This window comes from Paraglaciecola algarum (genome assembly GCF_021532655.1).
Lineage (GTDB): Bacteria > Pseudomonadota > Gammaproteobacteria > Enterobacterales > Alteromonadaceae > Paraglaciecola > Paraglaciecola algarum.
Window position 1 is genome coordinate 492,537 of record NZ_JAKGAS010000001.1, and the last position, 11,591, is coordinate 504,127.

At 37.0% G+C, this 11,591-nt stretch carries 11 protein-coding genes, 1 tRNA gene and 1 riboswitch; of the genes, 10 read left to right on the forward strand and 2 right to left on the reverse strand.

Annotated features, from left to right (window positions below):
* Nucleotides 1-49 precede the first annotated feature (49 nt).
* A complete protein-coding gene (locus L0668_RS02145; RefSeq protein WP_235310407.1) occupies nucleotides 50-2,119 on the forward strand; it encodes a spermidine synthase in 2,070 nt (689 codons plus the stop codon).
* On the opposite strand, the gene L0668_RS02150 is transcribed toward L0668_RS02145, so the two are convergent.
* Nucleotides 2,102-4,237, reverse strand: a complete 2,136-nt coding sequence (locus L0668_RS02150; protein ID WP_235310408.1) for a tRNA(Met) cytidine acetyltransferase TmcA — start codon at nucleotides 4,235-4,237, stop codon at nucleotides 2,102-2,104. The two genes, L0668_RS02145 and L0668_RS02150, sit on opposite strands and share 18 nt — an antisense overlap.
* Nucleotides 4,238-4,310: 73 nt before the next feature.
* Here L0668_RS02150 and L0668_RS02155 point away from each other — a divergent pair, with 73 nt between their 5' ends.
* The 9 genes from L0668_RS02155 to rimI all read left to right on the forward strand — a co-directional run bounded on the left by L0668_RS02155 (nucleotide 4,311) and on the right by rimI (nucleotide 11,171).
* Nucleotides 4,311-4,697, forward strand: a complete 387-nt coding sequence (locus tag L0668_RS02155) for an acyl-CoA thioesterase (protein WP_235310409.1) — start codon at nucleotides 4,311-4,313, stop codon at nucleotides 4,695-4,697.
* 39 nt (nucleotides 4,698-4,736) lie between these two features.
* Nucleotides 4,737-5,594 carry a hypothetical protein gene (locus tag L0668_RS02160; RefSeq protein ID WP_235310410.1) on the forward strand — a complete coding sequence of 286 codons (858 nt, stop codon included), beginning with the start codon at nucleotides 4,737-4,739 and terminating at the stop codon, nucleotides 5,592-5,594.
* Nucleotides 5,595-5,682: 88 nt separating this feature from the next.
* Nucleotides 5,683-5,787: riboswitch (TPP riboswitch) on the forward strand.
* Between the two features lie 78 nt (nucleotides 5,788-5,865).
* Nucleotides 5,866-7,974, forward strand: a complete 2,109-nt coding sequence (locus L0668_RS02165) for a TonB-dependent receptor (RefSeq protein ID WP_235310411.1) — start codon at nucleotides 5,866-5,868, stop codon at nucleotides 7,972-7,974.
* An 83-nt stretch (nucleotides 7,975-8,057) separates the two neighbouring features.
* Nucleotides 8,058-8,315, forward strand: coding sequence for a hypothetical protein (locus L0668_RS02170; protein WP_235310412.1), 258 nt, complete (start codon nucleotides 8,058-8,060; stop codon nucleotides 8,313-8,315).
* On the forward strand, nucleotides 8,315-8,938 hold the full coding sequence (gene pnuC, locus L0668_RS02175; RefSeq protein ID WP_235310413.1) for a nicotinamide riboside transporter PnuC: 624 nt from the start codon (nucleotides 8,315-8,317) through the stop codon (nucleotides 8,936-8,938). The genes L0668_RS02170 and pnuC overlap by 1 nt, the downstream gene beginning before the upstream one ends.
* 10 nt (nucleotides 8,939-8,948) lie before the next feature.
* Nucleotides 8,949-9,767: a phosphotransferase gene (locus L0668_RS02180; protein ID WP_235310414.1), complete on the forward strand. Its 819-nt coding sequence runs from the start codon at nucleotides 8,949-8,951 to the stop codon at nucleotides 9,765-9,767.
* Nucleotides 9,768-9,891: 124 nt separating this feature from the next.
* Nucleotides 9,892-9,968 (forward strand) — tRNA-Trp (locus L0668_RS02185).
* A 202-nt stretch (nucleotides 9,969-10,170) separates the two neighbouring features.
* The gene (locus tag L0668_RS02190) at nucleotides 10,171-10,722 is read left to right on the forward strand and encodes a DNA polymerase III subunit psi (protein WP_235310415.1); all 552 of its coding nucleotides are present in this window, start codon (nucleotides 10,171-10,173) and stop codon (nucleotides 10,720-10,722) included.
* Nucleotides 10,719-11,171, forward strand: coding sequence for a ribosomal protein S18-alanine N-acetyltransferase (gene rimI, locus L0668_RS02195; RefSeq protein ID WP_235310416.1), 453 nt, complete (start codon nucleotides 10,719-10,721; stop codon nucleotides 11,169-11,171). Before L0668_RS02190 ends, rimI begins: the two co-directional genes overlap by 4 nt.
* Nucleotides 11,172-11,220: 49 nt before the next feature.
* On the opposite strand, the gene L0668_RS02200 is transcribed toward rimI, so the two are convergent.
* Nucleotides 11,221-11,475, reverse strand: a complete 255-nt coding sequence (locus tag L0668_RS02200; RefSeq protein ID WP_235310417.1) for a helix-turn-helix transcriptional regulator — start codon at nucleotides 11,473-11,475, stop codon at nucleotides 11,221-11,223.
* Nucleotides 11,476-11,591 lie beyond the last annotated feature (116 nt).

Here is an 11,591-nt window from a genome sequence, read left to right on the forward strand (position 1 = left end):
ACCCTCATATTAAAACTCTTTCGTTAATTAACAATGAAGTAAAACCTTAATGCAATTCTTTTTAACAGTGTTTGTCAGTGCCTTTTTGATATTTCAAATACAGCCAATAGTTTCAAAAACTATATTACCCCTGTTTGGCGGGGGAGCGGGAGTGTGGACTACTTGTTTGTTTTTTTTCCAGTTATTTTTATTAGTGGGCTATTTCTATGCTTACTTGTTAGCAAAGTTAATAAAAATAAAGTGGCAAGCGTTGGTCCATTTAGTGCTGTGTATTTTCAGTCTTGCTGTTTTGCCTTTTGATTTAACATCTCTAAATTTGTTGGATGCTAGGCCTGAGTTAAAAATTCTATCTTTATTGGTAGTGGGGGTCGGTTTGCCTTTTGCTGTATTGTCGGCAAGCAGTCCATTGTTACAATCCTGGTTTACTTTTACTAAAAATACAGCAAATCCTTATTTATTATATGCAATTTCTAATTTGGGGTCGTTTTTAGCTTTGATCTTGTACCCAAGTTTTATAGAACCTTTTATTTCCCTTCGCTTACAAACTGTTCTTTGGTCAATAGGTTTTTGTATTTTTGTATTTTTAATTATTTATATTGGTTTTACATTAATAAACAAAGAGATAAAAAATCAGATTATTAAAGAATGTCCTGAGGCAGCAGTTAATACCGGTTTTTCAGTAAAAGTATTGTGGCTGTTGTTTTCTGGATTAGGCGTAATATTTTTAGTTTCTACAACGAGCGCTATGTCGCAAAATATACCGCCAGTACCATTTTTGTGGTTAGTTCCATTAGCCATTTATTTATTAACTTATGTTTTGGCCTTTAGTAGTAATAAATTTTATAAAAGAAATGTCTGGTTAATTGTATATGGCTTCGCTGCATTTATTGGTTTGTTCGTTTATTTTATTGGTGGCCAATTTGATATCGCCACTCAAATACTCATTTATTTATTCATCTTGTTTACTGCTAGCATGGTATGTCACGGTGAATTAAGTCAATTAAAACCCAATACTAAAGACGCTACTTTGTTTTACTTACTTATTTCTTTAGGTGGGGTCTTTGGTAGTTTTTTGGTGTCTTTTATTGCGCCACAGATTTTTGACGAATTCTTAGAGTTCCCAATTGCCATCCTTAGTATATTCATACTGGTAGGGGCGTCAGTTTTGATGAAAATAGAAACCCGAAAAACGGTTAGTGCACAGACCAGTAGTAAAGGGATATCGCAAACAAGCCTAGTTGCCGGGTGTTGTGGGTTTTTGGCCCTCATTTGGTTAATTGTATTTTTCAGTATGAATACTATGTATCAGCAGTTTGACCTTGATAAAACACGCAACTTTTATGGCATTTTAAGTGTAAAAGATATTAAACAAGGGCAGGTGAATGAAAGGCGTTTGGTAGATGGGTCAACAGCACACGGAGCCCAGTCCCTTGATCCCAGCAATAACAGTTTACCTTTAAGTTATTATCGACCTAATACCGGAGTTGAACGTGTATTGAGTCATTTGTCTCAGCAAACACCAATAAACGTGGGGATTATAGGATTAGGTGTAGGAGCATTGGCGGGTTATGGTAGAGAACAAGATGAGTATACATTTTACGAACTTAATCCAGCTGTTATTGATTTTGCTGATAAGTACTTTAGTTTTCTTAGTCAGTCCAAAGCGAATGTCCAAATAAAAGTGGGAGACGCTAGAATAAGTTTGCAACAAGAAGCTGATGCACATACATTAAATCAGTTTGATGCCTTGGTTGTTGATGCGTTTTCAGGGGATGTTATCCCCACTCACTTATTAACTCGGGAGGCATTTCAGTTATATAACCAACATATCGCAGTGGACGGCTCGATTATTCTGCATATATCTAACCGGCATTTATCCTTATTACCAGTGATCCTAAGTCATGCCAAACATTTATCGATGGATGTTTTGTTTTTTTCTACCTCAGGCGGGCTAACGGAGCATGATACTGAATGGGTTGTATTGACTAATAAGGCGTCGATTTTAGAAGATAGTACAATGCAATACGCCAAGCTTAACCCTGATTTATTTGATACTGATTTGGTTGACTGGACAGACGATTATTCGAGTTTATTGCCGATACTAAAAATATTCGAGTAATAGTTTTAAGTCAGTTTTAAGTTTTTGTTCGATTTGTTTTTTCCCTGACAGGTTAGACTGCTTGGCTAAGTATTGGTAATCGCGATTTTGTAGAATGAGCTCTGTTAGAAAAGACTGAGTTTGCTCAGGTAAAGATTGCACCTTTTTCAAGTTGTTGATTAGCAAATCTTTAATGTTTCGCATGCAGCTTGATAAGGGGCGATTGCCGAAACAAAATTGGTGAATGATTTCAAGGTTTGATGGGTTTATGTTTTTATCTACTGTCTGCATATCCTTTTGGGTGCTGATTGACCCTAATAGTTGAATTAAAACTAAAGGATCGAGTGCCTGTAAATTTTTATCCATTTGAAACAGTAAATCTTCACAAAATTGGTTTTGGATAGCCTTTTGTAATTCATTTGCATTGTGATTTAAGGGGAGGGCATAAATGCAGTTATGTTCACCGCTCGACACCTCTATTTTACTACTTAATTTCAACGAGCTAAATCCAGATTTTTGCCAAAAATTTAACAGTGGCATGTTTAAGCCAAATGCAGTCGATACAAAATCAACATGCTGTTTTTTTGCTTGTTGTTTGATAAATTCAATTAATTGGCTGCCCAATCCTTCACTTTGAAACCTTGGGTTTATCGCTATACGGGTTATACGCCACTGTTTTGACGCTGCAAAGGAGGGGATGTTGTAACTTGAAGAAATGTTTTGAGCAACAAGGTGGCCTTTTACTCTGCGCTTACAAGAAGAAATATCTGCCCCTAGGAGCTCTAACGATTCTCCACCTTCTATAATAATTTGTGCTGTGCCTAAAATCTCACCATTTTGTTCGATCACAAAACATTCTACCTCTGGGCAGTCTAATATTCTTTGTAAGTCGTCGGGGCTGGTCTGATAATGAGCATTTAATAACAGCGAAAAAATATGCGCTAACGTTTCAGTAGAGCTAATAAGCTGCTGTTTAGATATTCGTTTGCAATTTATATCAGCATGCTGAATCAATGAGTTGCTTAGTTTTAATTCATTATCTTGGATCTTATATAGTAATGCATTAAACCAAAATTGTTCCAAAGGGTCGTCTTGGTACCAACGGATTGGCTCTGACAAAAGTAGTTCAGAGTATGCAGGTTTTATTTGTGTAAGTATCTTCTTAAAGCGTAAATCAAAGCCTCGACCACTACCTTCATACCCGTGGATTGTGGTGCTAAATACAATTCTAGAAAAACGCTGAGTGATCTCAGTTAAGTTCTTGACCGGAATGGCTGCAGCTTCATCAATAAAAATAACGTCAGCTGGCGGCTCATCGATAATCAATATATCTATTGGTACAAATTTAATACAACTATCTTGATATTTAAGCTGGTTTTTAATTTTTATGCATGTAGGTAACAGGCGTTTTATGTGTTTAAACACCTGACTCACTGTGTCTATGTGAGGTGCAGAAATGATTATTTGTCTTGTACCCTGTTGCATAAGCTCAGCCGCTGCTATTCCCAGTGCAGATGATTTTCCTCGGCCTCTATCAGCGGTTATTATTAAAGGTCTATTTCTGTGTCCTAGAGTAACTTTTTGTATGGCTACTACCGCTTTTTGTTGTTGAACAAAATGTTTTTGTATTTGTTCATCAGAAACATTTTTGATGCAGTGAATAAATTTGTCTTTTGTAAGTAAACAAAGGTTTTCGTCTTCGATAAAGGCATTGCCTAAATACTGTAAAAAAAAGCTAGTTAAGTTTGTTGGATCGATGCCAAAGGATAAGCGGTTAGTAATTTCGGGATCTGGGTAGTTAGGCCAATGTGTTAAATTAGGGCAGAGCATTATCATCAATCCCCCAGACTTAACCGTTCCACTTAAAGCAATGGCCGCGTTAGCCCTGAAACCATCAAAACAATCTAATACTACATTTGAATATTCGTGGCCGAGTTTAGATTTGTATTCTTTAATAGGGATTTGTGGGTAATCATTAGTTGATTGGCCTATCCATAAAATATCTTCAGAATTTAAGCTTTGTAAAATAGCAAGAGTGTTTGTTCTAGCCCAAGTTTGGTCGCCACTAATGACTAATAATTGTCGATGAGAGTTTATCGAAGCGCGTTTTTGTAACCAGTTCTGTAATTGACTATGCAAGTTGACTCAATTCACTTATTAACAGGGTATAATCCAATTTGGCTATTTTAAGCAAAGTTTACAAGGAATACGAATGCGCTTTTTATCTAGGCGGTTAGTTATGCCATATGACCTAAATTATGCAGGTTCATTATTTGGCGGCAGGGTGTTGCAATGGATAGATGAAGAGTCTGCCATTTACGCTATTTGTAAATTAGACACCAACGTCCTAGTGACTAAACATATTGGTGCTGTTACGTTTGAATCTCCCGCCATGCAGGGCGATATTGTAGAGTTTGGCTTAGTCACAAAAAGTGTTGGCCGTACCTCAATTACAGTCACATGTTTAGTCAGAAATAAAGTCACTAAAAAGACTATTTGTTTGGCTGATGACATAGTTTTTGTAAAGTTAGATCCAGACACTAGAGAGCCCACACCACATGGTAAAACTTTAGAAATGTTTGCTGAAGCAACTTTTTAAAGGATTAGTTATGTTTTTTAAAACAAAAAGGTACTGATTTTGAAACTAAGTGTTTTATTTAGAAGTTTGTTAATATTTGCAATTTTCTTGATGATGTCAAACTGTAGCATCAATCATAGTCAGCCACTTGATTACCACATTATTGATGAGTATCAGTTAAACAATGAGCTCACCGAAACTTCTGGATTAGCCTGTCTTGCAGGTGAAAACGCTTTAACAATCAATGATTCTGGCAACAAGCCAATTATTTACACTGTCAATGGGAATGGACAAGTGGTAAACCAACAGCAATTGCCGTTAACAAATTATGATTGGGAAGCGATTAGTGTAAATAAAAAGCAGTTGTTTATAGGTGATATAGGGAATAACAGTGGTAAACGACCATTTGTACAAATTCATGTGTTTTCTATAGACGAAAAGGTAGAGTTTATTAACACCATTGATGTGAGTTATGGGCAAAATGAACTTAATAATAATCAATATATGGCTCATGATTTTGATGCTGAGTCCTTAGTAAGTGCAAATGAAAATTTGTATTTGTTTTCTAAAAGCTGGAAATCTAAACAACTATTTATTTATCAAGTCCCCTTAGATGGAAGCAAACATCATCTAAATCCTTCCTGGACAGTCAAAGGCCTGCCAGGGGTAATCACTGGCGGTGATTATGATAAGTTAAACCGCAGATTTATCTTGGTAGGCTATGAATTAGCAGCCTTAGGTTGGTTTAAGCCCTTCATAACAATATTGGACGATAATTTTAATTTAGTAAAATCATTCCAGTTAAATCAATATTCACAGGTTGAAGGTTTGTGTATCAATCCAAATGGAGAAGTGTGGATAACTCAAGAAAGTTCATATTTTTCAGGACAAAAATTGATCAAACTTCAAATTAGATAATAGATATTCTTTTTATGTCGTAAAAGTGCCTTGCAGCAATTGAATGGGTTGTTAGAATGCTCTTCATTGAATGAGTGTCATCACAAATTCAGTCACCAAGGGGAGCCACTAAGGCTGAGATTAGGAATTACATCCTAGAACCCTTTTACCTGATCCGGATAATGCCGGCGTAGGAATGGTAAGGCTCTTATATACAAACTAAAAGTATTAATCCCCATTTATACCAGCCGTAAAACCGGATCTTTTCAATTAAAAATGAAGAGATCCTAGAATGATTTTTAGTAAAAAACCTTTAGCAAACTTAATTGGTTTGTTAATTGCCAGTACATCAGTAATTTCCCAACAAGCTACAGCCCAACAAAATTCTGAAACGACAGAAGTAGAGCGTATTACAGTGCACGGTGCACTAACTTCAACACCTTTATCAGAAATGGCCACTAGCATTTCAGTATTGACTGAAGAAGTTATCCAGCAGCGCCAAGCACAACATTTAGAAGACTTGTTAAATCGAGCAGCTAATGTGAATTTTGCCACAGGCGCCAGCCGTGGTCGGTTTGTGCAAATTCGTGGTATTGGTGAGCGTAGTCAGTTTACCGATCCTATAAATCCTTCTGTTGGCTTTTTGGTTGATGGCATTAACTACTCTGGGCTTATGGCCGGCGCCAGTACCTTTGACGTACAGCAAGTAGAGATATTTAAGGGCCCTAATAGTGCCCGCTTTGGTGCCGATGGTTTGGCCGGAATGATTAATGTTATTACCGCTGAAGCATCTAGTGATACTAGTTTAGATGCACAATTTGGTATGGCCAACTATGGTAGCTGGAACGCAGGTGCTGCAGTAGGTGGAGCAATTTCTGATACTGTTGATTATCGAGTATCACTACATAAAAACCAAAGCGACGCCTTTGTGGAAAACACTTTTTTAGGCCGTGATGATACAAATGGTATTGACGAGTTAACCGCCAGAGCCAAATTAAATATAAAGGTTACTGAAGACCTTAAACTCAAAACAGTGTTGCATTTAATTGACGTGGATAATGGTTACGATGCGTTTTCTTTGAACAGAGACAGAACTACTTTGTCGGACGAGCCAGGGTTTGATAGACAAGAAAGTGAAGCCTTAGCAGTTAAAGCTGATTATCAAGGTTTAGATTGGGCAAATTTAACAATTCAAGCCAGCGCTATGCAAGCTGATCTAGCTTATGGTTATGACGAAGATTGGAGTTTTGTGGGGATTGCCCCTGGTTGGGAATATTCATCAACCGATTATTACTATAGAGATCGCGACGATAATTCTGTTGAAATTAAGTTATCTAGTAAATATGAAGCTGATAATGATTGGGTCATCGGATTTTATTATTCAAATGAAGAAGAGGCGCTAGAGCGCGAATATACTTGGTTAAGTAGCCCATTTGAAAGTACAGTAACTCGTAAAGATTACGCCTTATTTGGTCAATATAAACATGTGTTATCTGACACTCAATGGTTAACCAGTAGTTTACGATTAGCTTCGCAAGAATTAACTTATTTAGATTCAAACTTATTAGACAGGACGGTAAACCACAGTGATTGGGGAGGTGAATTAAGTTATCACCAAAATGTGGGTGACACGAGTATGTTGTACCTTAGTTTTGTACGAAGTTACAAAATGGGTGGTGTTAATGGTCAAGCTATGAGTAAGGTCGACGACATTGATGATGCCACCTTAAGACAAGCAGTGTTAGATAATGTTGAGTTTGATGCTGAGTCATTATTGGGTTTAGAGTTTGGTATTAAAGGCAGTAATCAAGATGGTAGCTTGACCCTAGACTTTAGCACTTTTTATCAAAAGCGTGATGACGTGCAATACAAAAACTCGATTGTGAAAGATCAATCTTTTGTGGATTTTGTCGAAAACTCGGTAAATGGCACTAACTACGGTCTTGAAGTTAGTATTAATTATAGTCTGAATGAATCTATTGATGTGTTCGTCAACCTTGGTTATCTAAAAACAGAAATTAAAGACATTACTCGTCAAGATGGCACCAATATAGATAAGCGTGACCAAGCTCATGCCCCTAAATACCATGTTAATGGCGGGGTCAACATTCAATTAGCAGATAACTTATCTTGGTTAATTGAAGTGGATGCTAAGGATGAGTTTTATTATTCATTCAGCCACGATAACAAAGCAGACAGCATGGCTATTGCTCACACTAGTTTAGAATATGTGATGCAAGATTGGAGTATCAGTTTGTATGCTCGTAATTTATTCGACAAGGACTATGCAAACCGCGGCTTTTATTTTCCAAACGATCCAAGAGACGAGTATTTACCTCATGTTTGGGAACAATTTGGTGAACCTAGACGTGTTGGTATAAACGTTAAGTTTCAATATTAATTGTATGTTTAAATTGAATGGGTGCTAATAGGTATTAGCGCCCATTTTTGTATTATTTTGAAAGTCAGGAAATTAGGAAAGTTATGAAATTAGTTGCTGAAATATCTATGTACCCGTTAAACGAACAATATATTCCTCCTATCCAAGAGTTTATAGACCGTCTTAACTCCTATGAAAATTTAAAAGTGGTGACTACTGCCACCAGTACCACAGTATGTGGTGAATACTTGCCTACTATGCAATTATTAGCTGAAGAAATGCAGCGTAGCCACGAGAAAGTGGGCCAAGCTATTTTTGTTTGTAAGTTTTTAAATGGCGACAAAATGGTAAACGAAATTTAATGGGCCAGATTTTTGACAACATCTTAGAGCAATTTATTAGCCAGTTTCAACAACAGTCTGGGTTAGAGGCTATAGCCGTGATATTAGCCTTGGCTTATGTGTGGTTAGCTGCTAGGCAAAGCATCTGGTGTTGGCCTTGCGCTTTTATTGGTACGTCTATTTACACTTACATATTCTGGGAAGTGTCTTTGCCATTTCATATGTTGCTCAATGCCTATTATATTTTTATGGCTGTGTATGGTTGGTGGCAATGGAATCAGCCTAAGTCTAAACATTTAAAGGTAATCAGCTGGACCCAATCTAGGCATGTAATTGCAATTGTAGGGTTAACCGTTTTAAGTTTTGTTTTAGCTTATTCGGCTAAATCAATTCTAGATGCAGAACATTTGTATTTAGATGCATTTATCACGGTTTTCAGTGTATTTACTACTGTTTTAGTTGCCCATAAAGTGAGAGAAAACTGGGTTTACTGGGCGGTGATAAATGCTTCTGGGGTGTATTTATATATTGCTAAAGATCTATATCTGACTGCAGTGTTAACTACCTTGTATTTAGGTTTCTCGGTATACGGCTATATTAATTGGGGTAAAGAGCAACAAGCAAAGCCTTTAACTAGCGAATAGGTTGAATAAAGTGGACACATCACCTGAATCTATTTGCCAAACCATTTTAGCCGAGTTAGCGTTAAGTGGGTTGTTTTCAGGGGACTGTCAGATAAATAAAATTGTTGGCGGAGCGGTAAACCTAAGTTATCAACTCGTGAATAACAAACAAAATTATTTTGTTAAAGTGTTTATTTCAGATGATATGGTTAATATCGATAGACGCCGACAATTTATCCAGCAACAAAAACTTGCTAGTTTGGGAATTGCGACAAAACCTATTTATTTATCCTCAGAGCAAACCTTTCAGGTAGATGAGTGGGCATATGGCACTTCATTACTAGATGTAGAAATGCCTGAACAACAAAAATATCAAGCCTTGGGTAAGGCCCTCGCTAAGATCCATGGCATTGAAAATAACCCTGAGTTAAATTTGCCATTATTAGATTTACCAACTAGATGGCAAGACTACTTAACTAAAGCTAACTTAGCTCTAAGTCAATCAGAAGCAGTTGAAATCGAAGGCTGGACTAACTCTTGGTATACAGCGCAGGCGACTGATAATTGTGTTTGTCATAATGACCTTTCTCTGCAACATGTGTTATTCAATAGTAGTGGGATTATATTTGATTGGGAGTATGCGGCGTTTTCTAATCGCTACTTTGACATCGCTTCGTGTTTACAGATTAATCAAGCTTCATCATCAGATGAACAAACGCTTATCACTGAATACGCTGTGTTGAGTAATATCCCCGAGTTAGAAGTAAAAAGTAAAGTCAATGCTATGAAACCCTTAGTCAAGTTTACCAACAAAATTTGGTTTGCAGCGGCAGATTCTAAAATTAAATAATGTTCTATTTGCTGGTTAACTGCACAGTTAGTTCAAAAACCGCGCACTTAAGCTATTTTAGCCCTGAGTCTAAACAAAATTACTTTACCTTTAGCACTGCATAAGTATAATTCAGCAGCTCAGCAGGGGTGTAGTTCCAATTGGTAGAACAGCGGTCTCCAAAACCGATGGCTGGGGGTTCGAATCCCTCCACCCCTGCCAATATTTTCAAACAGTCCTCATACATATTTAAACTCTAAATTAATTTTACAAAGTACAGATAATTGAGGGAAGAGAAGCCCCATAGGGTTCGACTATTTGTCTGGAACAAATAGATCCGCTGAAAGCGCCCGAAGGGGCGAAGACAGGTATGTATTCAGGCTAATCCCTCCACCCCTGCCAATTTTCATGATATTGTTCATATATGATCGAAACTCCAAAATTTAACTTATCTAACTATCAAAGAGCCATGTTAACCGAAATGGGGATTTCGTGCTGGCAGCTGTTTGAACACAAAGAGGCTGTTGAGTTGACAGCAGACTTAAGTGAAACAAAACAAGCAATCAAACTACAAGAAATCAAACAAAGAGTTTCACAAGACTCTGCTTTGGCTAAACTAGCGGCGTTAAAATCTTCTAACACCAGAACCACTGGACCAAACTCAAATACACAGGTTGATGTGCCATTAGTGACTAAGAAGCAAGCCACTGATCAGATCTTGTTAGCAATGAAGCATGGTTCATCAGTTTGGCTACAGGATGTTTTGTTGGCAATGGGGTTATATGGCGCAGAACAAACTTCAATTGAGGCTACACAGATAGTTGAGTATTTTGACTTTGCATTGGCTTGGAAACAAGGTGAAAAAATTAAACTTGAAGGAAGAGTATTAACTACTCCAGCTCTGTCTGAGATGCAAAGTGCTAAAAATAAAAAGCAGCTCTGGCAAGTCATACAAGGTTTTATAAAACAAAAATGAGTCTAGAGTTTATTCCCCTTACGTCTGAGAATAGTGCTATTGGATTCGAACTTCATAATTTAGGTCAACCTAATCCTTGGTCTAGGAAGATTTTTGACGATTGTTTAAGCCAGCCTTATTTTGCATTTTATTTAGGATCTACTTCTCAGTATCTAGGGTATTTTATTGCCATGCAGGTAGTGGACGAATTAACAATTATGGATATCGGGGTTAGAAAAGTTGAACGGGGCAGGGGTTATGGGCGACTTTTGATTAATTATATTGTGGATTATTGTGAAAAGAATAATATTCAGCAAGTATGGTTAGAAGTTAGACAATCAAATACAGCGGCGATTAATCTATATGAGTCTGTTGGTTTTAATGTCATTGAAACTCGTCACGATTATTATGTAGGTGCCAATGGCAAAGAAGATGCATTGATTATGTGCCTACAGGTTTGTTTTAATTAACAAAGCTTTTTTGGTTGGGGAGCTATAAACTCCCCAGATTTTATCATGCTTATTTACGTGCAGCGGTAACATTAAGTACTTCAGCGTCATCTTGACGTTCGACAGCCAATTTAACAAATTTTGAAGAGTTATAGTTACAGCCCACACACATAGCAATAAATTGATTCATGCTAGGTGCGCCAATATTTTTTTCCCAGTTTTCGTAAGTTTTACGAGTTTTTACATTAGCAAGTTTAGCCATTTTTACTGTGGTTAAACCCGCATCTAAACGCATTTTTCTTAAGTCTGAACCATTAATATACATATTAGTTTCCTCTATTAATTATTGAACTACAGCAGGACCGAATGGTTATAGTTATTTGCTTCCAATCCTAATTTCTTTGTTGGGAAGTATTCTATGCAATAAAATGTGGATTCGGT

Coding starts and splice junctions, on each gene's coding strand:
- L0668_RS02145 (WP_235310407.1), top strand. CDS start 50: ATGCAATTCTTTTTAACAGTGTTTGTCAGTGCCTTTTTGATATTTCAA.
- L0668_RS02155 (WP_235310409.1), top strand. CDS start 4,311: ATGCGCTTTTTATCTAGGCGGTTAGTTATGCCATATGACCTAAATTAT.
- L0668_RS02165 (WP_235310411.1), top strand. CDS start 5,866: ATGATTTTTAGTAAAAAACCTTTAGCAAACTTAATTGGTTTGTTAATT.
- L0668_RS02170 (WP_235310412.1), top strand. CDS start 8,058: ATGAAATTAGTTGCTGAAATATCTATGTACCCGTTAAACGAACAATAT.
- pnuC (WP_235310413.1), top strand. CDS start 8,315: ATGGGCCAGATTTTTGACAACATCTTAGAGCAATTTATTAGCCAGTTT.
- L0668_RS02190 (WP_235310415.1), top strand. CDS start 10,171: ATGATCGAAACTCCAAAATTTAACTTATCTAACTATCAAAGAGCCATG.
- rimI (WP_235310416.1), top strand. CDS start 10,719: ATGAGTCTAGAGTTTATTCCCCTTACGTCTGAGAATAGTGCTATTGGA.
- L0668_RS02200 (WP_235310417.1), bottom strand. CDS start 11,475: ATGTATATTAATGGTTCAGACTTAAGAAAAATGCGTTTAGATGCGGGT.